Genomic DNA, 25,631 nt, shown 5'->3' on the forward strand with positions numbered 1-25,631 from the left:
GCCGGTATCAGCCCAACGGGTCGAGGCCGGCCTCGCGCAGCATTTCACAAAGACGTATCAGTGGCAGGCCGATCAAGGCGTTGGGGTCACGTCCCTCGAGACGTTCGAAGAGCGTGATGCCCAGCCCTTCCATGCGAAAGCTGCCGGCGCTATCCAGTGGGCGCTCCTTGTCGACGTAACGTTCGATCTGGGTGTCGCTGAGTTGGCGAAACACCACATCGTAGCGTTCGTGATCGACCCAATGACGCGCGTGGGCGGTATCGATGAGTGCGATGCCGGTCAGGAAGTGAACGTGGCGTCCCGAAAAGCGGCGCAGGTTGGCGCGGGCGGTGGCCATGTCGCCGGGTTTGCCGAGTATTTCGCCGTCGAACAGGCAGACTTGGTCCGAGCCGATGATCAGGTGCTCGGGGTAGTCGCCGGCCAGCGCAGTGGCCTTGCCCAGAGCAAGGCGATGCACTAACGCATGGGGTGATTCGTGGGGGTGCGGCGTTTCGTCGATGTCCGGCGCGGCCCATGCATAAGGCAGTTCGAGACGGTCGAGAAGCTGGCGGCGCCAACGGGAGCCGGAAGCGAGGACAAGGCGAGTCATGGCGTCTCCTTGAAAAACGATGGCGGTGTGGCGCGCGTCACTTCGCAGTCTGGCGTGTAGCGTGAGTTCTGTACAGTGTGCTTGTTTTGACAGCGTCGGGGTGAGTCACTATTATTGCGCGCCTATGTTAACCACACGACTTCCCAAGCAGGTCGAGCCTTATAAGCTCGCTGCCAATCGTGAACGTCTCGAAGGGCTGGCAGCGCTCGATGGAATGCTGCGTCTCGGCGAAGAGATCGGCGCGCAGCAGGGTGACTGCGAGGTACGCCTGAGTTTCGATATCGATACGCAAGGGCGGCGCCTCATGGACGGCTATCTCCTGGCGCATGTGCAGATGCCTTGCAGGCGCTGTCTGGAGCTCATGCCGGTAACGTTGGAGAGTCGCATTCTGCTGGGACTGGTCAGTGATGACAGCCTGGCGGGCGAGTTGCCGAGCGACTATGAGCCGGTATTGGTGGAAAACGAGCAGCTGAATCTTCTGCCGGTAGTCGAGGATGAACTCATCCTTAGTCTGCCTCAGGTGATTTATCATGACGAAGCGGATTGCGCCGTTTCGCGCGACCAGCTGGAAAGCGGCGCTGATGCCGACGTGTCGGAGCAGCGTTCTACAAGCCCTTTCGAGGTGCTGCGCAACTTGAAAGGCAAACTTTGAATCATCGTCGACACTCTGGAGTGTAACCCATGGCAGTTCAACAGAACCGCAAGACCCGTTCCAAGCGTGGCATGCGTCGTAGCCACGATGCGCTGAGCGGACCGACCCTGTCTCAGGACAAGGAAACCGGCACTACGCATCGTCGTCACCACGTGGCCCCCGATGGCTTCTACCGTGGCCGCAAGGTCGTCGACGTTTAAGACGTCGTCGACGCGCACGTGACTGTGCGAATCGCTATCGATGCGATGGGCGGGGACATGGGTCCCCGCGCCACCGTCATCGGCTCTCTCCAGGCGCTTGCCATGCACTCGAATCTCGAGATTCAGTTGCACGGCCCACGCGACGCACTGGAGGCCGAGCTAGAGTCCCTTCCCAAACGCCTTTCCGGCTATCGCCCCCGTCTTGTTCTGCAACACGCGCCGCGTGTCATTTCGCAGGCCATGAAGGTGGCCAATGCTTTGCGTGAGGCTGATGGGTCGAGCATGTTGGGTGCTATCACGAGTGTTCGGGATGGGCACGCACATGCTTGTGTCAGTGCGGGTAATACCGGGGCGCTGATGGCGCTCGCCAGGCGCGAGCTGGGCACGGTCACGGGCATCGCACGTCCTGCCATCAGCACGGCGGTCCCCACTCAAGGTAACGGACAGTGCTATCTGCTCGATCTAGGGGCCAATGTCGATGTTCAGGCACGGCATCTGGTGGATTTCGCGCGCATGGGCGCCGTCATGGCGCGCGTGATCGACGACCTGTCGATGCCGCGGGTGGCGCTGTTGAATATCGGCGTCGAGGCCAACAAAGGCGTGCCCAGTGTCCGCGAAGCGGATAAGCGTCTGCGCGAAGGTGTGGCGTGTCATCGAGTGGGCTATTCCTTCGAGTATATCGGTTACCTAGAAGGCGACGGTGTTTTCTCGGGCGAGGCGGATGTCGTGGTCTGTGATGGCTTCGTCGGCAATGCGGTGCTCAAGGCCAGCGAAGGGTTGGCGACGATGCTGATGTCGCGCTTGCAGACAACATTCGAGGCACACCTGACCACGCGCGTGGTGCGTGCCATGGCGTGGCCTGCGTTACTGCGTCTCAAGCGTCGGCTGGATCCGGTACGCTATAATGGCGCTAGTCTTCTGGGGCTGGCGGGTATTGTCGTCAAGAGTCACGGAAGTGCGGACGCCAAGGGATTTGCTTATGCCATTTCACGCGCGGTGCGCGAGATCGATATGGACTTGCCTTCGCACCTGGCACGGGAATTGAGTGATGCATCACATTCTGAGCCTTCTGTCCACTCGGTCGACCCCGATAGCGGTCGAGCGGATAGCGGGTTAGCGAGCGATGCTCAATCCGACGACTCCCATCCTCAAAGGTGACTGTCATGACACAATCCCTCGCCCTCGTCTTTCCGGGGCAGGGCTCCCAGCAGGTCGGCATGCTGAGGGAGCTGGCCGAGCGCTACAGCGTCGTGCGGACCACGTTCGACGAAGCGTCCGGTGCGTTAGGCTACGATCTCTGGAAAATCGTGCAAGAAGGTCCGGAAGGCACCTTGAATGCCACGGCCTGCACTCAGCCGGCATTACTGACTTCCAGCGTCGCGATCTGGCGCATCTGGCAAGAGCTTGAAGGCCCGCGCCCCTTGGTCATGGCCGGCCATAGTCTGGGTGAATACAGTGCCATGGTGTGTGCCGGGGTCATCAGCTTCGCGGAAGGCGTGCGCTTGGTGCGCTTGCGCGGCGAGGCGATGCAGGCGGCGGTACCCGAAGGTCACGGCGCGATGGCCGCAGTGCTCGGCCTCGACGATGCAACGGTCGAGTCGGCATGCCGTGAGGCGGCGCAAGGTGAAGTGGTCTCGGCGGTCAACTATAATGCGCCCGGACAGGTCGTTATTGCAGGCAACAAGACGGCCGTGGATCGAGCGATTGCCTTGTGCCAGGAGGCGGGCGCCAAGCGTGCCTTGCCGTTGCCGGTCTCGGTGCCTTCGCACTGCAGTCTGATGCAGCCGGCCGCCGAACGCCTGTCAGCCGAGATGGACCGGCTCGATCTGCGGACGCCGCGTTATGCCGTTGTTCAGAATGTCGATGCGCTCGAGCATGATGACGTTCAGACGCTCAGTCAGCGTCTCGTCGAGCAGCTTTATCGCCCGGTACGCTGGACGGATTGCGTCAACGCCATGTATGAACGTGGCGCTCGGGTCTTCGTCGAGTGTGGGCCCGGCAAGGTGCTGACTGGACTCAATAAGCGGATTCAACGTCAAGCCAAGGGGCTTGCCGTCAACGACCCCGAGTCGCTGGAAAGCGCGCTTGAATTGGCGCGTAGCGAAGGCGAAGGGGAGTAGTCTTCAGTGATTAATGCGGGAAACCAGATGACAAGCGAACGCAGGGTAGCCCTGGTCACCGGTGCCAGTCGTGGTATCGGTCAGGCAATCGCCCGTGAACTGGGCCGTCAAGGACGTGTGGTGATCGGCACTGCGACCAGCCAGGCTGGCGCCGACAGCATCGATGCCGACCTCAAGACACATGAGATCGTGGGTTCTGGGCGCGTGCTCGATGTCACCGATCAGGAGAGTGTCGAGAGCCTTATCAAGGCGATCGGCGATGAGTTTGGCGCCCCGACCATACTGGTCAACAACGCCGGTATTACGCGTGACAACCTGCTGATGCGAATGAAGGAAGACGAGTGGGATGCGGTGCTCGACACCAATCTCAAATCGCTTTATCGCGTCACCAAGGCGTGTGTGCGTGGCATGACCAAGGCGCGTTTCGGGCGTATCGTGAGTATCAGCTCGGTAGTCGCCAGCATGGGCAATCTGGGGCAGACTAACTATGCGGCGGCCAAGGCCGGCATGGAAGGGTTTTCTCGCTCCCTGGCTCGTGAAGTCGCTTCGCGTGGCATCACCGTCAATAGTGTCGCGCCGGGATTCATTGCCACGGATATGACGCAGGGATTGCCCGAAGCCCAGCACGACGCGTTGTTGGGGCAGATTCCACTGTCGCGTTTGGGTGCCCCTGAAGAAATTGCCGCTGCCGTGGGTTTTCTCACCAGCGACAATGCCGGCTACATTACCGGTGAGACGCTGCAAGTTAATGGCGGCATGAATATGCGTTGACGCCCCCAGAGAGGATGTCTACAAGAGAGGCGGAATAAGGCAAGGCAAGACGTAATTGCACGAAAAAGCGTGATTCATGTTGGATAAATGCGCTTTTTCAGGGCAATTTCAGGGCTCATGGCTGCCTATGAGCATTTTGTAGATACCCTCTAAAGCGCTGGTTGCGTCGTCTGGGAGCGGTCTATAAACTACCCGCAGCTTTCCAGAGCTAGCGGATTCGTACCACTAGGAGTAACAAGAGAATGAGCACCATCGAAGAGCGCGTTAAGAAGGTTGTGGCTGAGCGCCTGAACGTCAAGGAAGAAGACATCCAGAACACGTCTTCCTTCACCGAGGATCTCGGCGCCGACTCGCTGGACACTGTCGAGCTGGTGATGGCGCTCGAAGAGGAATTCGACACCGAGATTCCCGATGAAGAAGCCGAAAAGATCACGACCGTTCAGGAAGCGATCGATTACGTCGTCGCTCACCAGTAAGTAGAGCGGGACCGGGTCGTCCGGTTCGACATCGACTCGCGAAGGCCGCTCTGTCATCAGGGCGGCCTTTGTCGTTTGTGCATGCGTGCGGTCTCCACCCCGTCGGTGTTTCGGGTATAATGCGCGCCAAACACGGCTCGGCCGTGCCAACTCGCAAGTCTGGAGGAAAGCTGATGCCTCGTAAAAGGGTCGTGGTGACCGGATTGGGCCTGGTGACCCCTGTCGGTAACACTGTCAAGGAAAGCTGGGACAATATCCTGGCGGGCAAGAGTGGCATCTCGCTGATCGACCACTTCGACACCACAGGATTCAACACGCGCTTTGGTGGCTCGGTGAAGGACTTTGATATCAGTCCTTACCTGAACCCCAAGGACGCGCGCAAGATGGATCTGTTCATCCAATACGGGATCGCGGCGGCTGGGCAGGCCATCGCCGATGCCGGACTGGAGAGCGACGATGACAACGCGGATCGCATCGGGGTAGCGATCGGCTCGGGCATTGGTGGGCTGCCGATGATCGAGCATAACCACAACGCCTTGCAGCGTGGCGGACCGCGTAAGATCTCGCCATTCTTCGTGCCAGGGTCGATCATCAACATGATCTCCGGCAATCTGGCGATTCAACATGGTTTTCGTGGGCCCAACATCGCCATCACCACGGCCTGTACCACGGGGACGCATAATATCGGCTATGCGGCGCGCACCATCGCCTATGGCGATGCGGATGCCATGGTCTGCGGAGGCGCTGAAATGGCGACCACGCCACTGGGTCTTGGAGGGTTCTCGGCGGCGCGAGCGTTGTCGACGCGTAACGATGACCCTGCCGCAGCGAGCCGTCCTTGGGACCGTGAGCGCGATGGTTTCGTGCTCTCAGATGGTGCGGGGGTACTGGTGCTCGAGGAGTACGAGCATGCCAAGCAGCGTGGCGCGCCCATCTATGCCGAGGTTCTAGGCTTTGGCATGAGCGATGACGCCTACCATATGACGTCACCTAACGGCAGTGGGGCGGAAATGGCCATGCGCAACGCCGTCAAGGATGCGGCGATCGATGCCGATCAGCTGGACTATATCAACGCGCATGGCACCTCCACCCAGGCGGGCGATGTCGCCGAGAGCCAGGCCGTGGAGCGCGTCATGGGTGAGGCGGCCAAGTCCGTGGCGGTCAGCTCCACAAAGTCGATGATCGGTCACCTGCTGGGCGCCGCCGGCGCTGTCGAGGCGATCTTCAGTGTGCTCGCCATCCGCGATAGCGTTGTGCCGCCGACCATCAATCTCGAGACCCCCGATGAGGGGTGCACGCTGGATTACGTGCCCAACGAGGCGCGCCAAATGCCGGTGGCTTACAGCCTGTCGAATTCCTTCGGTTTCGGCGGTACCAATGGGTCGCTGATCTTCGGCCGCGTTTAAGCGCCATGGCCGATGAGGCAGTACCGTTCGACGATCGCGGTCTCGCTTACGGGGACGGTCTCTTTGAGACCGTCCTCGTGCGTGATGGGCACCCTTTATTGTGGGACGCGCATCTACGGCGGTTGGCACGCGGCGCCGAGCGGTTGGAAATTCCATTGCCGGATATGCACACCTTGGCGAGCTTGCCGGGGCAGGCAGGGACTGGATTGTTCGTGCTCAAACTGCTCGTGACCCGTGGCAGCGGTGGGCGTGGTTATAAATCTCCCGAACCGCCCGTACCACGCGTGCGTTGGCGGTGTATGCCATTCACGCCGCAGTCCGCGTATTGGCGCGATGGCGTGCGCGTTCGCCTGTGCCGGCTGCGCTTGGGCCATCAGCCTTTACTGGCAGGTATCAAGCATCTCAACCGTCTCGAGAATGTCATGGCACGTCGTGAGTGGTGCGATGCGGATGTTGCCGAGGGGGTGTTGTGCGATCAGTACGGTCATCTCGTCGAGGCGACCAGTATGAACCTGGTGTGGCAGCGTCACGGCGCGCTCGAAACCCCCGATCTGACGGCATGTGGCGTAGAAGGGACGCTGCTGGCGACGTTACGCCGGCAATTGCCGATCCATACGCGAAAAGTGGGGAGCGAGACGCTGATGGAGGCCGATGCGGCTTGGGTCGTCAACTCGGTGCAGGGCGTATGGCCCTTGAGGCAACTGGACGATGCCGCGGGTGCCTGCCTGAGGCGTTGGACAATGCAGGCCGAGCAGCGGTATCTACAACAGCATGCCCACCCATTGTTGGGCTATCCCCATGACGCCTTCGGTGAGGCGTGAGACAAGGTATCGATATGCGAGTGGTGAAGGTTCTCATAGGGGTTGCGATACTGGTTGGTGTGGCGGTACTGGGCGGTTATCAATATTGGCAATCCCGTCTGGCGGCTCCGATTGCTTTGGATCAGGCGACGGTCTATGAAGTGCCGGAAGGTGCGGGTTTCACGCGTATCATTCATGAACTCGAGGCGCGCGGTATCATTGACGCAGTCTGGCCGTATCGTGTGCTGGCGAAGCTCTCCCCTGACAAAGCCAACGGACTGCATGCCGGTGAGTTCGAACTCGATCCCGGAATGAGTGGCAACGAGATGTTGGCGCGACTGTCGAGCAACAACGTCGTGTCTTATCAGTTGACTATTCCCGAAGGGTGGACGTTTGCAGAAATGCGTCATCGATTGAATGATGCGCCTAAGCTTAAGCATCGTACGCAGGGCATGAGCGACGAAGAGGTCATGGCGGCCCTGGGGCATGGGGACGAACATCCCGAGGGACGTTTCTTTCCCGATACCTATCGCTACAACAAGGGGATGACGGATCTTGGTGTACTGCGTCGCGCCTATGAACGCATGGCCGAAACCTTGCAAAATGTCTGGGCGCAGCGGCAGGACGACTTACCCATCGACAGCGCCTACGAAGCGCTCATCCTGGCCTCGTTGATCGAGAGTGAGACGGGCGTGCCGGATGAGCGACGCCAGATCGCTGGTGTCTTCACGCGGCGTCTTGAGCGCGGCATGCGGCTGCAGACCGACCCCACGGTGATTTATGGCATGGGAAAAGAGTACGATGGCAATATCACGCGGGCCGATCTACGCCGCAAAACGCCCTACAACACCTATGTGATCGACGGGCTACCACCGACACCGATTGCCATGCCGGGCGCGGGGGCATTGCGTGCTGCAGTGAATCCGGCGCCGGGAGATGCCTTGTATTTCGTGGCTCGTGGCGATGGATCGCATTACTTTTCGAGTACATTGGCGGAACACAATGCCGCGGTACGCCGTTATATTCTCAATCGCTGAGCGGAGTAGGTCATCGCCATGACGCCGGGACGTTTCATCACCCTCGAGGGGGGCGAAGGGGTGGGGAAGTCCACCAACGTGGATTTCGTGTGCGACTGGCTAAGTGCTCGCGGTATCGACGTGTTGCGCACGCGTGAGCCGGGCGGCACCCCGAGAGCCGAGGCGATTCGTGCGTTGCTGCTCGACCCCGCCCCGCAGGAACCGCTCGACGAGACAGCCGAATTGCTGCTGATGTTCGCTGCCCGTGCCCAGCACCTGGCGACCAAGATTCGCCCAGCGCTGGCGCGGGGCGTGTGGGTCGTCTGTGACCGCTTCACCGATGCGACCTTCGCCTACCAAGGCGGCGGGCGCGGGCTGGACGAGACACGCATCGCGACACTCGAGTCCTTGGTGCAAGACGATCTACAACCCGACCTGACGCTGTTGCTGGACATGCCGGTCGCGGCCGCTCAGCGCCGTGTCGAACGGCGTGGTGCCGCGCGTGACCGCTTCGAACGCGAGCGGCAGGATTTTTTTACCGCCGTGCGTGAGAGCTACCTTTCTCGCGCTGCCCAGGCGCCGGCGCGATTTGCCGTGATCGATGCCGACCGCGAACTGGATGCGGTACAGGCGTCGATTGCTGACCACCTGGCAACGAGAAGCGCATTATGGTCGTGACGCCCATGCCCTGGCAGCGTGACTTGTGGCAGCGCCTGATTCGTCAACAGGATGCGGGCCATCTGGCGCATGCGTTATTGATCTCGGGTCCGCATGGGGTCGGCAAGCACGACCTTGCCGATGCCTTGGTGGCCCGTACGCTGTGTCATGCACCGGGCGACACCGCCTGTGGCGAGTGCCATGCCTGTCACATGCTGGCGTCGGGATATCATCCCGATCTGCTCGATATCACCCCGGCTGAAAAGCGCCGCCAGATACGCATCGATCCGATTCGGCAGGTCAATGCTTTCGTATCGCAGACCGCGCAACAGGGTGGCTACCGTGTCATCCGTCTGCATCCCGCAGAGGCCATGAACGTTGCGGCCTCCAATGCCTTGCTCAAGAGTCTCGAAGAGCCCGGTGCGAGGACGCTATTCGTGCTCCTGGCGGACATCCCGTCGCGCATGCTGCCGACCGTTCGTTCGCGTTGCCAGCATTGGAGCTTGGGCGTGCCCGAGCCAGATAGCGCCCTGGAGTGGCTGAACGAGCATTTCGAGGATCCCGAGCAAGCGCGTTTCTGGTTGCGTGTGGCCGGCGGCTTACCCCAGTTTGCACTCGAGTTGGCCGAGGGGCGCGGCTTGCGCCAGGAGTTGCGTGAATTGTTCGATGCGCTGGTGCGGGGGGCGGAGCCGGTCGCCGAGGCGGCGCGTCTCGATCCCCAGTCGTTGGATCGCGTGCTGTGGTACGGTATCGTCTGGCTCGAAGACCTGATTCGCCTGGGCGTCTCCGGTGAGGCACAGCACGTGCGCAATCCGGACCTTCTGCCGTTGTATCGCCAGGCAGCCAAGAATGCGCGGGTTCGAGACTGGTTTCGCCTGCTCGACTACGCGCGTGAACAGCGCCGTTTGATCGCCGCCGGGGGCAATCCCAATGCACAGTTGGTGCTGGAAGCCTGGCTGGTGCGTTGGGCATCGTTGTTGCGCTCATGACAGCGCCGGCCTGAGGCATGAACATCGTGCATGACACTCGTCGTGCACACTGACCGAGGAGTATCCGGCGTGGCGCAAAAAGCCTTATCCTTGACATTCCACGATACGCAGACCTTGCAGGCGGCCTACATGCCCTGGCTGGTGCGGGGCGGCGTCTTCGTACCCACGCAGGAGCGTTATGCGCTTGGCGATACGGTGTATCTGCTGGTTACGCTGCCGGATGAGAGCGACCGTCTGCCGGTGTCAGGCACCGTTGCTTGGCTGTCGCCGCCGGGTGTCGGTGGACGCCGCGTCCCGGGGATCGGTGTGCACTTCAGCGACGCCGACCAACGTGTGAGAGAGTTGATCGAAGCTCGACTCGAAGGCGTCACCGCCTCGCGCCCCAGCTATACCCTTTAGGCCTCGTGTGATTGAGCGTAGGCACTTTTCAGAAGTGTCTAATACCATGGGCCACACCTTTTTCGATTCTTTAGGTACCGCATGTTCGTTGATTCCCACTGTCATCTCGATCGACTCGACCTTACCGCCCATGACGGCAAGCTCGACGGCGCCCTGGAAGCCGCTCGCCACCGAGGCGTGCGTCACTTCCTGGCGATCGCCGTCACGCTGGACGACGTGCCCAATCTGGTCGACATCGCCCGTGCCCATGATGATGTCTCGCTGTCTGCCGGCGTGCACCCGTTGCATCAGGTCGAGAACGAGCCTGACGTTGAGGCTATCGTCGATTGCGCTCGGCGCCATGATGCGGTGGCGATTGGCGAGACGGGGCTGGACTATCATTACGATGCAGTGGCCCACGAGGTGCAGCGTCGGCGTTTTGCCGATCACCTGCGTGCCGCGCGCCAACTCGAACTGCCGGTGATCGTGCACACCCGTGACGCCAAGGAAGACACCCTGGCGTTGATTCGTGAGCATACCGATCCTGCAGTGGGAGGCGTCTTGCATTGCTTCACCGAGGATCTCGATATGGCGCGGGAAGCGGTAAGGCTGGGGTTCTACATTTCGCTTTCCGGCATCGCGACTTTCCGTAACGCCACCTCGGTGCGCGAACTGGCGCGTCTTGTGCCCCTCGACCGGTTGTTGATCGAGACCGATAGCCCTTATCTGGCCCCGGTGCCGCATCGCGGCAAGCCCAATGAACCTCAGTGGGTCGTGGAAGTGGCGGAATGCATTGCCGCCGAGCGGGGCATCAGTGTCGACGAAGTCGCGATGCAGACGAGTGCCAATTTCTACCGGCTGTTTCGCGCCGCACTGCCCGAGGCGCCCGACGATGTGCGCGAGGCATTGGCACAGATGAGCGGTCAGTAACGCCCAGCAGCGAGGAGCGAGCATGCCACTAGTGTCATTGACGGCGCATGTCGATACATCACCGGCGGCAGCATTGCCGCCGGTCGACACCTGGAATCCGCCTTTCTGCGGTGACATGGCGTTGACCATAGCCGCCGATGGCCGCTGGTGGCATGAGGGCACGCCTATCGGGCGCGCACGCTTGGTACGCTTGCTGTCGCGCCTTTTACGTCGGGAAGAAGATGGCGATTATTACCTGGTGACGCCGGTGGAAAAGCTGCGTATTCAGGTCGAGGACAGAGCGTTCCTGATCGTCGATGCCGAGTGTCGCGACGGGGTATGGACGCTGATCACCAACCTCGGTGATAGCGTCACTCTTGGCGCGCAACGCCGCCTCGTGGTCAGCGCCATGCCGGGCGGCGAGGCGGTTCCTGAGGTCGCCATCCGCTTCGGGCTGTCGGCACGGTTCAACCGTAACGTCTATTATCGCCTGATCGATATCGCTGAGATGCATGAGACGCTCGACGGTAGCGAGCTGGGGATATATAGCGACGGCGTCTGGCAAGTCCTCGGGCGGTTGCCGGAGGAGGCGCCGTGAGCGAGGTGACGCCCGAACAGCGTGCCGTGATCGCGCATGTCGAAGGGCATGCGCGTGTATCGGCAGTCGCCGGCGCCGGCAAGACCACCACGCTCGTGCAGCGCGTCTTGCACCTACTGGCCAACCGCGTGCCACCGCAACGCATGTTGGTGTTGATGTTCAATCGCGCCGCCCGCGAGGACTTCACCCACAAGCTGGCGCACGTGGCGGCGGGGCAGCGTCTTCCCGACGTGCGAACTTTTCATTCCATCGGCCATCGCCTGACCCAGACCCTGACGCGCTGGGGGTATCTGTCATCGCGCCAGTTGATCGCCGCCGATTGGCAGCGCGAGCGGCTGCTGCGGCAGGCAGTGCAAATGAGCCTGGAGCACGCCGACGACAGTCAGCGCCACGCCGCGCTGGAGTCGGATCGTCTCGAGGCGCTGGCGCAGTTCTGCGAGCTGGTCAAGGCCGAGATGTGCGCGCCGGAGCTGCTCCACGAACGCCTGGATTTCGGTGAGAATACCCAGCACTTCTGCGAAGCGTATGCGGTCTTCGAGGGGTTGCTCGAGGATCACGCCTTGATGACCTATGCCGATCTTCTCTATCGGCCGCTGCGCTGCCTGGAAACGACCCCCGAGGCACGCTCCCGGGTGCAGGGCTTTCTCGATCATGTGATCGTCGACGAATATCAGGACATCAACGAGGTGCAGCAGCGCTTATTGGCGCTTCTTGCGGGGGCTTCCGCCCAGGTGATGGCGGTGGGCGATGCCAATCAGTGCATCTACGAGTGGCGCGGGGCGCGCCCCGATGCCATGTTCGAACGCTTTACCACCTTGTTCGGGACCGCCCACGATTATCCGCTATCGTATACCTTTCGCCACGGCCATGTGCTGGCGTTGGCGGCCAATCATGCCATCCGCGCCAACCGTCGGCGTCCCGACCAGCTATGCCTGGCCGCGCCTGGCACGCCGGCGACCCGCGCCGACGTCGCGGTGGGCAGCAGTGCCTTGCTCGATGCCCTTCAGCAGTGGCGTGGCGACGGGCGAGCCCTGGGCGAGGCCTGCGTGCTGGTGCGCAGTTGGGCGTTGTCCGTCTCCGTGCAGTTGCAGCTGTTACGTGCCGGCATTCCATTCCGGCTCGCGCGTGAGGATCGCTTCGTGTTTCGTCTGCCGCTGGTGCAGGCGCTGGCGGGGTATCTGGCCCTGGCGCGTGACGGGCGCCGTCTGCAAGACCCCGAACAGCTCAATCTACTGCTGTCGCAGCCGACGGTCTTCGTGCCTCGCGAGACGCTGACTGCCTTGGCGCACCAGCTGGCCCAGACTCAGCAATGGCCGGAGCGGCACGACCCTTTGTTGAATGCGTTGAAACCCCTTCAACGTCGCAACCTCAAGCGTCGCTGGCAGTTGTTATGTGAATTGCCACGCATGGCGAATTGGCCGCCGAACAAACTGCTTGAACATGTCGTCGAGGCCACCGAGGCGGACAAGGCCCTCAAGCGCGCCGCCTCGAGACGGGCCAAGGCCGAGGACGATGTGCGTCTGCTCGATGTGTTGATCGAGCAGGCCGGTGAACTGGCCAACGATCCCGAAGGCTTCATCGAACTGCTCAGTCAGCCGGTGGAGGCGCGGGAGGATGGTGTGTTGGTGACCACGGTGCATGGCGCCAAGGGGCTCGAATGGCCGATGGTCGCGTTGTGGGGCGTCAACGAGGAAGACTTCCCGCACTACACGCGTGAGACACCTCTGGACGCCGAGCGTCTGGAGGAGGAGCGTCGCCTTTACTACGTAGCGATCACGCGAGCGCGGGAGCGTTTGCTGGTCCTGCACGATGGCGGCGATCATCGTCCCAGTCGCTTCCTCGACGAAACCGCCTGGGACGACTGCCATCGCGCCGCCGCCGCGCTCGGCGAGACACCGCCCGAGTCACTGGCGGTGCGTGCGCCGGAGGTGGTCGGGCGTTATCTCGAACGTTGCGGCCTGAATCTAGCCGTCACTCGCGCGTCAGAGACGGTCTCTGACCCAGCCCCTGCGACATGGGCGGTGGGGCAGTGGGTGCGACATGGCGTCTTCGGCGAGGGCGAGGTCGTGCTGCTCGAGGGCGATCCCGCCAATCCGGTCATCGAGGTGCGTTTCACACAGGCGGGACGCCGGCGGTTGATCGCCGCGCGTGCCCCGTTGGCGCATGTGGCGGATCAGGCGGTGCCGAGCTGACGTCAGGTCAGATGGCCCCCCGCCCGCAAGCGAGGGCGCCGTGTCAGCATGACTACATGTTGGGATAGTTGGGCCCGCCACCGCCTTCCGGTGCCACCCAGGTGATGTTCTGCGCCGGGTCCTTGATGTCGCAGGTCTTGCAGTGCACGCAGTTCTGGAAGTTGATCTGGAACTTGGGCGTGCCGTCATCGTCCTCGACGATCTCGTAGACACCGGCGGGGCAGTAGCGCTGGGCCGGTTCGGCGTATTCCGGCAAGTTGACGCGTACCGGAATCTCGGGATCGGTGAGCCGCAGGTGACAGGGTTGGTCCTCTTCATGGTTGGTATTGGAGAGGAAGACCGACGAGGCCTTGTCGAACGAGAGCTTGCCATCCGGCTTGGGGTAGTCGATGGGCGTCACCTCGTTGGCATGGCGCATGCGCGCATGGTCGGCGGTGGTGTCGTGCACGGTGGGCAACTTACCGCCCAGTAGTTGGTCCAGGAAGTTGTAGGCGCCACCCTTGACGGTGCCGTACTTGTGAATCGCCGGCCCGAAGCTGCGGCTTTCGGTCAACTCCGCCCAGGCCCAACTGTTGCGCCACTTGGTGGTGAAGGAAGACAGCTCCTGGCCGCCCTCGTCGCCGCCCACGAAGGCCTCGAACACGCTCTCGGCCGCCACCAGGCCGGATTTCATCGCCATGTGGATGCCCTTGATCTTGGCGAAGTTGAGCGTGCCGGCATCGCAGCCGATCAACAAGCCACCGGGGAAGGTCATCTTGGGCAGGCTATTGGCGCCACCCTTGGTGATGGCGCGAGCCCCGTAGGAAACGCGGGAGCCACCCTCGAGATGTTGCTTGAGCACCGGATGATGCTTCATGCGCTGAAATTCATCGAAAGGTGAGAGGTAAGGGTTGTCGTAGGAAAGATCGACGATCAGGCCCACCACGACCTGCTGGTTCTCGGCATGGTAGAGAAACCAGCCGCCATGCGTGTCATTGGGCAGCGGCCAGCCCGAGCCATGCAAGACGCGTCCGGGCACGTGCTGATCGGCGGGGACGTCCCAGAGCTCCTTGAAACCCAGCGCATAGTGTTGTGGATCGCGGCCCTCGTCGAGGTCGAAGCGCTCGATCAGGCGCTTGCCGAGATGCCCGCGTGCGCCCTCGGCGAACAACGTGTATTTGGCGCGCAGTTCCATGCCCGGCATATGGCCGGATTTTTCGCTGCCATCGGCAGCCACGCCCATGTCGCCGACGAGGATGCCACGTACCGTGCCATCGTCATCGTGCAGGCTTTCCTGGGCGGCGAAGCCGGGAAAGATTTCCACGCCCAGTTCTTCGGCCTGCTCGGCCAGCCAGCGACACAGGTTGCCGGCGCTGATGACATAATTGTCATGCGCGCCACCGGTGTTGTGCATGCTCTTGGGCACCAGGGCATTGGGTAGTTTCTGGGCGCTCTCGGCGTCCTTGAGCAGGTAGAGATCGTCGCTGACCACGGGGGTGGTCAACGGCGCGCCGCGCGATTCCCAGTCGGGAAAGAGTTCGCGAAGGGCACGTGTCTCGAGCACGGCACCGGATAGAATATGCGCGCCCACTTCGGAGCCTTTTTCGACCACGCACACGCTGAGTTCGCGCTGGGCCTCGTGGGCCTGCTGCATCAGGCGGCACGCCGCCGAGAGCCCGGATGGGCCGGCGCCGACGATGACGACGTCGAAATCCATGTATTCGCGTTCCACGGCTTGATCTCCTCCATCTTCGCGTTGGGCGGTCGACGCGCCCGAGCATGCACAGAGTCTTTCGAGCAATGGTGCATGGACAAGTCGCGTTTTTCTTGGTTGTATTCTAAGGATTGTATTTTAAACGGCCGTTTGATTCCACTCGGAGCGGCCGGTCCGCATGATGTCATTTTCCATGGAGTTTGTCGTCCGGCACTGCCATGACGGCGCTTCAGGGTTTGACCAGGTTGGACGAGATCACGCAATATTATATAGGGTCGCCGAGTGTTTAACGGGCGACATTATTCGGGACACGCCCCCTATCAAACGCTTGAATGAATTTATTCTAAGGGCATGCCTGCCGGTTCTAACCAAGCGAGGACACCATGAAAGTACTCGTCGCGGTCAAACGCGTCATCGATTATAACGTCAAGATCCGAGTCAAGCCGGATCATTCCGACGTCGACCTCACCAACGTCAAGATGGCCATGAATCCATTCTGCGAGATCGCCGTGGAAGAAGCGGTACGCCTCAAGGAAAAGGGCGTGGCCAGCGAGGTGGTCGCCGTTACCATCGGCCCTAAGGCCGCGCAGGAGCAGCTGCGTACCGCCCTGGCGTTGGGTGCCGATCGCGCGATCCACGTCGAGACCGACGACAAGGTCGAGTCGCTGACCGCCGCGAAGCTCCTCAAGCGGGTCGTCGATGATGAACAGCCGGGCCTGACGATTCTCGGCAAGCAGTCCATCGACACTGACAACAACCAGACCGGGCAGATGCTGGCCGCGCTGGCAGGCATGGGGCAGGGCACGTTCGCTTCCGAGGTACAGGTCGAGGGCGACGACGTCCAGGTGACCCGTGAAATCGACGGCGGCCTGCAGACCGTCGCGCTCAAGCTGCCGGCGGTCATCACCACCGACCTGCGCCTCAACGAGCCACGCTACGCCAAGCTGCCCGATATCATGAAGGCCAAGAAGAAGCCCATCGACGTCAAGAGCCCCGGCGATTTGGGTGTCGCTGTGTCGTCCAGCCTGAGCGTGCTCAAGGTAGAATCGCCGGCGGAACGCCAGGGCGGCACAAAGGTGGCCTCCGTGGATGAACTCGTCGACAAACTCAAGAACGAAGCCAAGGTGATCGCATGAGCATTCTGGTAATCGCCGAACACCATAACGGCCAACTGGCGGAAAGTACCGCCCATGTGGTCGCCGCTGCTCAGGCCATCGGCGCAGACATCGATATTCTGGTGGCCGGCGAGAACGTCGCAGGTGTCGCCGAATCGGCCGCCAAGCTGGCCGGTGTGGGCAAGGTAAGAGTCGCTGACGACGGTGTTTACGCCCACCAGCTTGCCGAGCCGATGGCTGAACTCATCGCCGGGCTTGCCGACGACTACAGCCATGTGCTGGCCGCTGCCTCCACCCACGGCAAGAACGTGATGCCGCGTGTTGCCGCGCTCAAGGATGTGGCTGCACTGTCTGAAGTGGTCGGCGTGGAAAGCCCCGACACCTTCCTGCGTCCTATCTATGCGGGCAATGCGATTGCCACCGTGCAGTCGAGTGATGCCCTCAAGGTGCTCACCGTGCGCACCACGGCCTTCGATGCCGTCGAGACGACGGGCAGCGCCGCGATCGAAGCGGTGACGGCCGAAGTCGACAATACCCTGTCGCGGTTCGTCGGCGAGGAACTGGCCAGCAGCGATCGCCCCGAACTGGGCAGTGCGCGTGTGGTCGTCTCCGGCGGACGCGGCATGGGCAACGGCGAGAACTTCAAGCTGCTCGACGGCATCGCGGACAAGCTCGGCGCGGCGATTGGCGCTTCGCGCGCGGCCGTGGACGCCGGCTTCGTGCCCAACGATATGCAGGTCGGCCAGACCGGCAAGATCGTCGCGCCGGAGTTGTATATCGCCGTGGGCATCAGTGGTGCTATCCAGCACCTGGCGGGCATGAAGGACGCCAAGATCATCGTGGCGATCAACAAGGACGAAGAAGCACCGATCTTTCAGGTCGCGGATTATGGCCTGGTGGGCGATTTGTTCGAAGTCCTTCCCGAACTCGAATCCAAATTGTAAGTCGTAGGCACGCGTGCATCCTGCCAAAGACTATTGGCGCGCACTGCATTGCTGAACCGGCCCTGGGTGGCCGGTTTTTCTTTATCGCGGTTCATGATTGATAATTGTTCTTGTTTGTATTAGCGTGCTAGCCGTCCTTTCGTCGGCGCTGGTTGAGCGCCGACACGATCAAGCAACGGGAGAAAGCGTGGTGCCAAACGACACGCGAAGCCGAACACGGACATACCGGCGCGCCGCTTGCGCCGGCATGGCGTTATTGATGGGCGTTTCCGCAATGGCCTGGGCGCAGCAGACGTCGTTGCGCGACGCCAGTGTGCAGGCGCAACAAGCGCAGGCGGCGTTGCAAAAAAAGATAGATGCCGCCGACGACGAAACGCGTGAATTGCTGACGCGCTTGCGCGATGCCAGCCGCGAAGCCTCGCGGCTCGAGCGCTACAACGACGAGCTGGCGCGCCGCAACAAGGCGCAGCAGGCCTTGATCGAAAAGCGTCGCGCTGCCATCGAGCAACTGTCGGTGACACGCGAGGCCTTGCCGGGGCAATTGCGCGACATGGTCTCGCAGTTGCGCACCCTGATCGAGGCTGACTTGCCCTTCCTACGTGAAGAGCGTCTGGCGCGTGTCGACAGCCTCAATGCGATGCTCGATGACAGTGAGATGAGTGCGGCCGACAAGCTTGATCGTGTCCTTTCTGCATGGCGCACCGAGCTTGATTATGGGCGCGAGATGGATACTTGGCAGGGTAGGCTGGTTGGCGATGACGCGCGTCAAGTCGACTATCTCCGGGTGGGTCGCATAGGGTTTTATTACTTGACGCCCGACGGCCGTGAGGGCGGCGTCTGGCGTGCCGATGCCGAGGAGTGGCAGCCCCTTGAGGGCGACGCGCTCGATGAACTACGCAAGGGGCTGCGTATTGCACGCGACCAGCGTGCACCGGCATTGCTCGACCTGCCGGTCTCTATAGCAGTCGAGACGCAATCGACCAACGAGGCGAATTCTTCAGCCAAGGACGAGGAGTCGTCATGAGCATATGGAAGTCTCTGCGGTCCCGGGTATTGGTCCCGGCACTGGTACTGATGATGGCGCTGCCGGGTGTCGTGCCAATGGCGTCGGCCCAGGACGGCGACTCGGCCTCCTCGCTGAGCCAAATGTTGAAAAATCTACGTGCGGACAGCGCAGCTGCCGAAGCACGTGACAGGCAACGATTGAGCAAGCTCTTGAATGATCGTGAGGCGCTGCGCAAGGCCGTGGAGCAGGCGGAAGCGAAACTTGCGCAGGCCCGTCAGCGTCGCGACGAGTTGGAGGCAACGCAAAAGCGCCAGCGTAAAGCGCTCACCGACGTCAACCAGCGTCGTCGTTCTGAAATGGGCGATCTCGGTGGCGTCTTCGATGTGGCGCAACGTCATATTGGCGAGCTACGCGATGCGTTGGGAGAGGGTTGGCTGACCGTGGGAACACCCACAACGCTACCCGAACGGCTCGACGATAACGCCGTCATCGACACGCAGACATTACAGAACTTGGGGCAAACGTATGCCGCGCTGACGGCGGAGACTGGGCGTGGCGTGCGTTTCGAGGCGCCTATCGCCGACGCGTCTGGCAACGTCGAGCAGCGTGAGGCGATACGCCTGGGCGATTTCCTCGCCTTCAGTGATGGCAGGCTCCTGACGCGGGATACGGGCAATCAAGCGGGCGAAGCCGGCCTGCGGATGGTCTCGCATACGCCCGAGGACGCCCGTGAGGCATTACGAGCTTTTCAGCATGGTAACGGGAGACATGTGGTCTTCGACCCCACACAAGGCGATGTGCTCAGTGCCTTGGCGCAGCAGCCCTCGCTGTGGGAGCGTTTCCAGCAAGGCGGGTCGGTTGGTTATGTCATTGTCGTGCTGGGTATCGCGGGCTTGCTGGTCGCGCTGGTGCAGTACGCGTATCTGTTGGTCATCACCTTGCGCCTGCGTCGTCAGCTCCGCACTCCCGAGACCTTGAGCAGCAATAATCCGCTTGGGCGGGTGCTCGGTCGCTTCGCGGCCTTGGGGCACGATCATGCACCGGAAGCGCTGGAGGCACGCCTCGATGAAGCGCTGCTGGCCGAAAAGCCGCGTCTCGAACGCGGCCAACCCTTGGTCAAGCTCATGGCGGCCGTCTCTCCCTTGCTGGGGCTTTTGGGGACCGTGACCGGGATGATCAGCACCTTCCAGTCGATTACCGTGTTCGGTACCGGCGACCCGCAACTCATGGCCGGCGGGATCAGCCAGGCATTGGTCACCACCGTGCTGGGCTTGATCGTCGCTGTGCCGCTTCTTTTCGTGCATACCGCCTTGAGTAGTCGCAGCCGCGAATTGCTCGGCACGCTCGAGGGCCGGGCGAGCGCCGTGCTGGCCGAGCATCTCGAGGCATCGCACGGCGATACAGGGACACAGGCCCATGCCCACGCTCGCTGAGCCCATCGTCTGGCTGGTCGAGGCCGGTGGCCCGGTACTGGTGGTGATTGCGCTGGTCGCCATGGCGCTTTTCGCCATGGGGCTGGAACGCGGCCTGTACTGGCAGTTCGTGCATCGCCGCCGCCGCCGGGCCCTGGTAGCGCGCTGGGTTGCGCGCCGTGACCATGTCAGTTGGAGTGCGTTGACGTTGCGCGAGGTCTGGACGTCAGAACTCATCAGCCAACTGCGGCGTCCCTTGCCATGGCTCAAGCTGCTGGTGGGGCTGTGTCCGCTATTGGGTCTGCTCGGCACGGTCACCGGGATGATCCAGGTTTTCGACAGCCTGTCCTTGACCGATGCCAATCAGGCGCGGGCCATGGCTGATGGTGTGGCGCGGGCAACCTTGCCGACCTTGACCGGCATGGCGGTTGCCGTGGTGGGGCTACTGTTCACCACTCGACTCGAACACGTAATTCGGCGCGAGGATCAGCGGCTACATGACCGCATGGCGCGTGCCGTGGAGGATGCCAATGCGTAGGCGTCGACTACAGGACGTCAATGACGACGCCCAGGAAATCAACCTCACGCCGATGCTCGACGTGGTCTTCATCATGTTGATCTTCTTCATCGTGACCACCAGCTTCATCAAGGAAAGTGGCGTGGAAATCGAGCGGCCCGAGTCGTCCGCCGCGACTGCGCGTCCCGACGCACAAGTCATGGTGGCGATTACCGCCGAGAATGCCGTGTGGGTCGATGGACAGCCGGTGGATTCGCACCGTGTGGGCAATGAAGTGGCCAGTTTGGTGAGCGACGGTGGTGGGGTCGTGATTCAGGCCGACCGCCAATCGAGCACTGGGCAGCTCATCGAAGTCATGGATGCCATTCGCGAGGCCGGTGTTGACAACGTCGCTGTGGCGGCGAATCGAGGCACTGACGGATGAGGGTGATTGCAGGCGCCGTAGGCGGCATTCTGATGGCACTCGGGCTTTTTTATCTGCTGGCCCTGCTGGTGGCGCCGCCTGAGGATGCCCGCACGCCGATCCAGAAGCCAGTGTCGATATCACGCGTTCAGGCGCCTGCGGTACAGCAGGCATCTGCACCGGAGGCGGCCGCGCCTCAGACGCCGACGCCACCGGCGCAAACGCCGCCGCCTCCGCCACCTGCACCGGTGCCTGCGCCTCACACCGACAGCTCGCTGACGTTACCCGAACCGGAAGCGCCAACACCCCCTTCGCCGGAGGTCTCGGAGGTACCGCTTCCCGATCTCGAAGAGGTCGAGCCCACGCCGGAACCACCACCGGAGCCCAAGCCGGAACCGGAACCGCGTCCTGAACCGGAGCCTGCAACAGAGGCCTCATCCTCTGAGCCGGCATCGTCAGGTGAAAGTGACGACGCTGCCACGCAAGCCAATACGGCGGCGAGCGGTAAAACAAGCCAGCAGAGCGCTGACGCAGTGGGGTCGCCGCAGCCGACCAAGCGCGTGCCGCCGGAGTACCCGTCGCGGGCGCAACGGCGAGGCATCGAAGGGTTCGTGGAGGTGAGGTTCACGATCATGCCCAACGGCCAGGTGAATGCCGATTCCATACGTGTCACTGAGGCAGAACCGCGCCATGTGTTCGAGCGCGCGGCGCTCAGGGCGATCGCCGGTTGGCAGTTTCCCCGTGGGAATGCGCCTCGGGAAGCGCGCCAGCGTCTAGAATTTCGCCTCAAGAGGTAGCACATGCGGTTGTCTCATTGGAGCTATAGCGTTTTTTTGAGTTTATGTCTGGGGTGGTCAGGCGGTCACGCGCTGGCGGCGGGTCCTGCGTTGTCGCCGGATATGGTGCAAGCGCTGGAGTCGCTGCAGCAGCGTATGCAAGATGGGGCCAGTCAAAGCGAAATCGACCGCGCGAAGGCAGCGGCTCGCCGGTTGCGGAATGGTAATGCCGCGAACCGCTGGGCGCGGGCGTTGTTCCTGCAGTTGGCCGCCACCGGAGAAGCGCAGCGAGGACAGGACGCTGCCGCTGCGGATTTGTTTTATCAAGCGCGGCGTATTGACGGTGTCGATGCCGATTCGCGCCAGCGTTGGCTCGACCAGGAGGCACGTTTGCGGCTGCGTGCGGGTCAGACCGCGCAAGGTGCCGAATTGCTGGGTGAGTGGATAGAGCGTCATGGCGGTGACCGCGACAGCTTATGGCTGATGGCGCAAGCTCAAGCGACGATGCACCACTGGTCGCAAGCCGCAGAGTGGGTGGACCGGGCGCGTCGCGCAGGGGGCATGGATGCAGACAGGCGGCGCTTGGCGGCAAGTGTCTATCAGCATGCCGAGCGTTACGACGCGGCGCTGGAGTTGCTTGACGCTCAACTTGAAAGCGGTAGCGACGACCCCCAGTCCTGGCGACGTGCCGCGGCGCTGGCGCAGCGCATGCAGCAACCCGGGTTGGCGGCAGCATTGTGGGAGGCCGGTTGGCGGCGAGGCGTGCTCCAAGGGGAGGACGCTCTCGAGCGCCTTGTTCGGCTGCATCTGGCCGGCGGGACACCGGCACGCGCCGCCGAGTATCTAAAGAAGGCGTTCGAGAACAACACCTTGCCGCGCGATAATGAGCACCAGCGTCTGCTCGCCGAGGCCTGGACAGCGGCGCGCGCGCACCAGAAAGCGTTGTCGGCATGGCGCACCCTGGCCGAAGACACCCAGGCCGCCAAAGACTGGCGACAACTCGGCGAACTCGCCTATGGCTGGGGCGAGTGGTCGACGGCGATAGAGGCGCTACGTCGGGCGCGTGAACAAGGTGCCGATCCCGCGCGAACCTGGCTGCTGGAAGGGGTGTCGCAACTGGAGTTGTCTAATGAAACGGCGGCGCGTGAAGCATTCGAAGCGGCGCGCGATGCCGGCGCGTCGCAGGCCGAGGCCTGGCTGGCATCGCTCGGCGAGCGGCTAGGCGAGAAAGCACCCGACGGCGACTCATCACCGGATGAGATGACGCCTCAGGCGCCTTCCGGCACGCAATGACACATGTGACGCCCGCTTTCACGGGCGTTGATGCGAGTTACAACGCTAGTTGTGCCCATACCGGGGCGTGATCTGAAGGACGCTGGATGCCGCGTAGCTCGTAATCGATGCCAGCATCTTCCACCCGCTCACGCAATGTGGGTGTCACCATGATGTAGTCGATTCGCAGTCCGCGCTTGGGCTCACGTTCGAAGCCCCGCGAACGATAGTCGAACCAACTGAAGCGGTCATCGACCTCCGGGTAGCGTAGGCGGTAACAATCGCTCAGGCCCCAGTCGGCGAGCCGCTTGAGCCATTCGCGCTCGACGGGCTGGAAACTGGTCTTGCCCTCGCGCAGCCAGCGCTTGCGATTGGATTCGCCGATGCCGATATCGATATCGGTGGGCGAAATATTGAAGTCTCCCATGACCGCGAGCCGCTCGTCGGGCGTGTGTTGCGCTTGCAGCAATGCCGTGAGCCGGGCATAGAAATCGCGTTTGTTGGGAAACTTGGTGGGATGTTCGATGTTTTCACCCTGCGGGAAATAACCGTTGTACACGGTCATGATCTCGCCATCGTCACAGCGTACGCGAGCGCCGATCAAGCGCCGCTGGGCTTCTTCGCCATCGTCAGGCAGGCCGTAATAAACGGCCTCGGGAGCCTGCCGGCTGAGTAGTGCGACGCCGTAATGGCCTTTTTGCCCGTGAAAGGCCACATGATAGCCGAGTGCCTCGACGGCCTCGCGCGGGAACTCGCTGTCCTGCACCTTGGTTTCCTGGAGGCCGATGATATCGGGGCGATGCGCCTCGATGAGTGCCTCCAGCTGGTGCAGGCGGGCGCGGATGCCATTGATGTTGAAGGAAACCAGGCGCATCAGCGGTCACCTCGCGAATCGTCGTCGCGCGTCGACGCGCCATGCACGTCGAGGGTCGGGGCCTGCTGCTGTCGTGCCAGACGCCGCGCGGCTTGAAGTTTGCGTTGCTGGCGCTTTTTCTGCACGTAGCGAGGCGACGATTTGACCTGATCGGGGTTGTCGTGGCGCCATTTACGGAAGTCCTTGCGACGTCCGGTGCGAATCGTCACCTTGCTGGCGATCGAGCGCGTTTTTTTACTGCGTGTCATATCGTGATCCTAGTGTCGTATTGACTTGACGCCCATTCTACCAGTCGCGTTGTCGAGCGACATCCGTGACTGAGCGCGATGTCCGCGCGATGCTTGGCAATGACTGATACAATGGTCGCTTGCGTCGTGATCCAGCTTGGCTGTCGCGATGGCCGTGGCGCGCTGCGGAAAGGCAGGCAAGCGCGCTGGATTCATGCATTTGCGTACGAATATTGGACAGACATAGAAGCCTATGAGTGAGTCGGAAAAAACTTCAGCACCGGCCCAGAACCGCAAGCCCAAGCGGCGTCGTCGCAAGCCGCGTCGCTCGCAGTCTCAGTGGGACATCAAACAGTTCCAGGTGACACCGGTCGCGGGTAAGTGGCGCTTTCACGATTTCGATCTTCCCGTGCCGCTGATGCGTGCGATTCATGCCCTGGGGTTTGAGTACTGCACGCCGATTCAGGCCGAAGCCCTGACGCATACACTGCTCGGTGGTGATGTGGTCGGCAAGGCGCAGACGGGTACCGGCAAGACCGCCGCGTTCTTGATCTCGATTCTGGCGTATTTCCTGGAAGAAAAGGCCCCCGATGGCCAGAAGTCCGGGGCGCCACGTGCATTGATCGTCGCGCCGACGCGCGAGCTGGCGCTGCAGATCGAGAAAGATGCCAAGGCACTGGCGCGCTTCACGTCACTCAACGTGGCCAGCGTCGTCGGCGGAATGGACTACCAGAAGCAGCGTGAGCAGCTGTCGCGCAAGCTCGATGTGCTGGTGGCGACCCCCGGACGTCTGCTCGACTTCCACGAGAAGCGCGATGTCGACCTGACGCAAACCGAGGTATTGGTCCTCGACGAAGCGGATCGTATGTTGTCGATGGGCTTCATTCCCGATGTCAAGCGCATCATTCGGCATACGCCCAAGGCTGAGGAGCGCCAGACCTTCCTGTTCTCGGCGACGTTCAGCCCGGATATTCTCAACCTAGCCAGCCAGTGGACGCATAACGCCACCCACGTGGAGATCGAAGCGAGTCTCGAGAATGCCGCCAACATCGACCAGCGCGTTTATCTGGTCGGCGACAGTGACAAACAGCGCCTGCTGATCAACCTGCTCAACCAGGCAAGCATGGAGCGCGTGATCGTGTTCGGCAATCGCCGAGATCTGGTGCGCAATCTCGATGAGACCCTGCGTAACGCGGGTATCAATGTGGCGATGTTGTCTGGCGACGTGCCGCAGAGCGCGCGCATCAAGACACTCGACCGTTTCCGTGACGGCGAGGTGGATGTCCTGGTGGCCACCGATGTGGCAGGGCGTGGCATTCATATCGAAGATGTCAGCCATGTGGTGAATTACACCCTGCCGGAAGATCCCGAGGACTACGTGCACCGTATTGGCCGCACGGGCCGTGCCGGTGCCGAGGGCGTGTCGATCAGCTTCGTCGGTGAAGAGGATGCCTTCGCATTGCCGGGAATCGAGTCCTATATCGGCGACAAGCTGCCTTGTCAGCATCCCCCCGAAGGATTGCTCTAAAGCTTGAAGAGCGGCGCTGCGCGCCTGAAAGCTGGAAGACTGCGGCTACGCCGCTTGAAGACAGACTGCCCGGGCTGCGTTGGCCCCTTGGTGAGCGGCGACGAGGACAGG

At 62.0% G+C, this 25,631-nt stretch carries 28 protein-coding genes; 24 read left to right on the forward strand and 4 right to left on the reverse strand.

Translation table 11 applies throughout. From position 1 onward, the window contains the following. Positions 1-7: 7 nt before the first annotated feature. The gene (locus RVY79_RS13080) at positions 8-589 is read right to left on the reverse strand and encodes a nucleoside triphosphate pyrophosphatase (protein WP_317464696.1); all 582 of its coding nucleotides are present in this window, start codon (positions 587-589) and stop codon (positions 8-10) included. Positions 590-713: 124 nt separating this feature from the next. Here RVY79_RS13080 and RVY79_RS13085 point away from each other — a divergent pair, with 124 nt between their 5' ends. From RVY79_RS13085 to RVY79_RS13155, 15 genes are all read left to right on the forward strand, one after another. Further along, positions 714-1,241: a YceD family protein gene (locus RVY79_RS13085; RefSeq protein WP_317464697.1), complete on the forward strand. Its 528-nt coding sequence runs from the start codon at positions 714-716 to the stop codon at positions 1,239-1,241. A gap of 29 nt (positions 1,242-1,270) precedes the next feature. Further along, entirely contained in the window at positions 1,271-1,441 is a 171-nt protein-coding gene (rpmF, locus tag RVY79_RS13090) for a 50S ribosomal protein L32 (protein WP_133693975.1), read from the forward strand. A 24-nt stretch (positions 1,442-1,465) separates the two neighbouring features. After that, positions 1,466-2,599, forward strand: a complete 1,134-nt coding sequence (gene plsX, locus RVY79_RS13095; RefSeq protein WP_317464786.1) for a phosphate acyltransferase PlsX — start codon at positions 1,466-1,468, stop codon at positions 2,597-2,599. A 5-nt stretch (positions 2,600-2,604) separates the two neighbouring features. Beyond that, the gene (fabD, locus tag RVY79_RS13100; RefSeq protein WP_317464699.1) at positions 2,605-3,561 is read left to right on the forward strand and encodes an ACP S-malonyltransferase; all 957 of its coding nucleotides are present in this window, start codon (positions 2,605-2,607) and stop codon (positions 3,559-3,561) included. A gap of 27 nt (positions 3,562-3,588) precedes the next feature. Next, the gene (gene fabG / locus RVY79_RS13105) at positions 3,589-4,332 is read left to right on the forward strand and encodes a 3-oxoacyl-ACP reductase FabG (protein WP_317464700.1); all 744 of its coding nucleotides are present in this window, start codon (positions 3,589-3,591) and stop codon (positions 4,330-4,332) included. Positions 4,333-4,574: 242 nt separating this feature from the next. Further along, complete coding sequence (acpP, locus tag RVY79_RS13110; RefSeq protein WP_011506901.1) at positions 4,575-4,808, forward strand: acyl carrier protein; 234 nt, start codon at positions 4,575-4,577, stop codon at positions 4,806-4,808. Between the two features lie 173 nt (positions 4,809-4,981). Then, positions 4,982-6,214: a beta-ketoacyl-ACP synthase II gene (fabF, locus tag RVY79_RS13115; RefSeq protein WP_317464701.1), complete on the forward strand. Its 1,233-nt coding sequence runs from the start codon at positions 4,982-4,984 to the stop codon at positions 6,212-6,214. Between the two features lie 5 nt (positions 6,215-6,219). After that, on the forward strand, positions 6,220-7,035 hold the full coding sequence (pabC, locus tag RVY79_RS13120; RefSeq protein ID WP_317464703.1) for an aminodeoxychorismate lyase: 816 nt from the start codon (positions 6,220-6,222) through the stop codon (positions 7,033-7,035). A gap of 14 nt (positions 7,036-7,049) precedes the next feature. Then, the gene (gene mltG / locus RVY79_RS13125; RefSeq protein ID WP_317464705.1) at positions 7,050-8,051 is read left to right on the forward strand and encodes an endolytic transglycosylase MltG; all 1,002 of its coding nucleotides are present in this window, start codon (positions 7,050-7,052) and stop codon (positions 8,049-8,051) included. Between the two features lie 18 nt (positions 8,052-8,069). After that, entirely contained in the window at positions 8,070-8,708 is a 639-nt protein-coding gene (tmk, locus tag RVY79_RS13130; protein WP_317464707.1) for a dTMP kinase, read from the forward strand. Beyond that, positions 8,699-9,676, forward strand: coding sequence for a DNA polymerase III subunit delta' (locus RVY79_RS13135; protein WP_317464708.1), 978 nt, complete (start codon positions 8,699-8,701; stop codon positions 9,674-9,676). Before tmk ends, RVY79_RS13135 begins: the two co-directional genes overlap by 10 nt. A gap of 69 nt (positions 9,677-9,745) precedes the next feature. Beyond that, positions 9,746-10,075 (forward strand): PilZ domain-containing protein, encoded by a 330-nt coding sequence (locus RVY79_RS13140; RefSeq protein ID WP_411161730.1) that lies wholly within the window; start codon positions 9,746-9,748, stop codon positions 10,073-10,075. 81 nt (positions 10,076-10,156) lie between these two features. After that, positions 10,157-10,984, forward strand: coding sequence for a TatD family hydrolase (locus tag RVY79_RS13145; RefSeq protein WP_317464711.1), 828 nt, complete (start codon positions 10,157-10,159; stop codon positions 10,982-10,984). A gap of 22 nt (positions 10,985-11,006) precedes the next feature. Further along, positions 11,007-11,561, forward strand: a complete 555-nt coding sequence (locus RVY79_RS13150; protein ID WP_317464713.1) for a DUF1285 domain-containing protein — start codon at positions 11,007-11,009, stop codon at positions 11,559-11,561. After that, on the forward strand, positions 11,558-13,753 hold the full coding sequence (locus tag RVY79_RS13155) for an ATP-dependent helicase (protein ID WP_317464715.1): 2,196 nt from the start codon (positions 11,558-11,560) through the stop codon (positions 13,751-13,753). Before RVY79_RS13150 ends, RVY79_RS13155 begins: the two co-directional genes overlap by 4 nt. A 52-nt stretch (positions 13,754-13,805) precedes the next feature. On the opposite strand, the gene RVY79_RS13160 is transcribed toward RVY79_RS13155, so the two are convergent. After that, a complete protein-coding gene (locus RVY79_RS13160) occupies positions 13,806-15,449 on the reverse strand; it encodes an electron transfer flavoprotein-ubiquinone oxidoreductase (RefSeq protein WP_317464787.1) in 1,644 nt (547 codons plus the stop codon). Between the two features lie 380 nt (positions 15,450-15,829). Between RVY79_RS13160 and RVY79_RS13165 the strand changes: the two genes are divergently transcribed. From RVY79_RS13165 to RVY79_RS13200, 8 genes are all read left to right on the forward strand, one after another. Next, positions 15,830-16,582 carry an electron transfer flavoprotein subunit beta/FixA family protein gene (locus RVY79_RS13165; protein WP_317464717.1) on the forward strand — a complete coding sequence of 251 codons (753 nt, stop codon included), beginning with the start codon at positions 15,830-15,832 and terminating at the stop codon, positions 16,580-16,582. Next, positions 16,579-17,505, forward strand: a complete 927-nt coding sequence (locus RVY79_RS13170) for an electron transfer flavoprotein subunit alpha/FixB family protein (RefSeq protein WP_317464719.1) — start codon at positions 16,579-16,581, stop codon at positions 17,503-17,505. Before RVY79_RS13165 ends, RVY79_RS13170 begins: the two co-directional genes overlap by 4 nt. 247 nt (positions 17,506-17,752) lie before the next feature. Continuing rightward, positions 17,753-18,529, forward strand: coding sequence for a DUF3450 domain-containing protein (locus tag RVY79_RS13175; protein ID WP_317464720.1), 777 nt, complete (start codon positions 17,753-17,755; stop codon positions 18,527-18,529). Continuing rightward, entirely contained in the window at positions 18,526-19,944 is a 1,419-nt protein-coding gene (locus RVY79_RS13180) for a MotA/TolQ/ExbB proton channel family protein (RefSeq protein ID WP_317464721.1), read from the forward strand. Before RVY79_RS13175 ends, RVY79_RS13180 begins: the two co-directional genes overlap by 4 nt. Further along, complete coding sequence (locus tag RVY79_RS13185) at positions 19,928-20,461, forward strand: MotA/TolQ/ExbB proton channel family protein (protein ID WP_317464723.1); 534 nt, start codon at positions 19,928-19,930, stop codon at positions 20,459-20,461. The genes RVY79_RS13180 and RVY79_RS13185 overlap by 17 nt, the downstream gene beginning before the upstream one ends. Beyond that, positions 20,454-20,864 carry a biopolymer transporter ExbD gene (locus RVY79_RS13190; RefSeq protein WP_317464725.1) on the forward strand — a complete coding sequence of 137 codons (411 nt, stop codon included), beginning with the start codon at positions 20,454-20,456 and terminating at the stop codon, positions 20,862-20,864. The genes RVY79_RS13185 and RVY79_RS13190 overlap by 8 nt, the downstream gene beginning before the upstream one ends. A gap of 32 nt (positions 20,865-20,896) precedes the next feature. Beyond that, on the forward strand, positions 20,897-21,640 hold the full coding sequence (locus RVY79_RS13195) for a TonB family protein (RefSeq protein WP_317464727.1): 744 nt from the start codon (positions 20,897-20,899) through the stop codon (positions 21,638-21,640). Between the two features lie 3 nt (positions 21,641-21,643). Continuing rightward, positions 21,644-22,912, forward strand: a complete 1,269-nt coding sequence (locus RVY79_RS13200) for a hypothetical protein (RefSeq protein ID WP_317464728.1) — start codon at positions 21,644-21,646, stop codon at positions 22,910-22,912. A gap of 37 nt (positions 22,913-22,949) precedes the next feature. On the opposite strand, the gene xthA is transcribed toward RVY79_RS13200, so the two are convergent. Next, on the reverse strand, positions 22,950-23,765 hold the full coding sequence (xthA, locus tag RVY79_RS13205; RefSeq protein WP_317464729.1) for an exodeoxyribonuclease III: 816 nt from the start codon (positions 23,763-23,765) through the stop codon (positions 22,950-22,952). Further along, positions 23,765-24,013, reverse strand: a complete 249-nt coding sequence (locus tag RVY79_RS13210; protein WP_317464731.1) for a hypothetical protein — start codon at positions 24,011-24,013, stop codon at positions 23,765-23,767. The genes xthA and RVY79_RS13210 overlap by 1 nt, the downstream gene beginning before the upstream one ends. A gap of 232 nt (positions 24,014-24,245) precedes the next feature. Between RVY79_RS13210 and RVY79_RS13215 the strand changes: the two genes are divergently transcribed. Next, on the forward strand, positions 24,246-25,520 hold the full coding sequence (locus tag RVY79_RS13215; RefSeq protein ID WP_317464733.1) for a DEAD/DEAH box helicase: 1,275 nt from the start codon (positions 24,246-24,248) through the stop codon (positions 25,518-25,520). Positions 25,521-25,631 lie beyond the last annotated feature (111 nt).

The sequence above is a fragment of the Chromohalobacter sp. HP20-39 genome, from assembly GCF_033052815.1.
GTDB lineage: Bacteria > Pseudomonadota > Gammaproteobacteria > Pseudomonadales > Halomonadaceae > Chromohalobacter.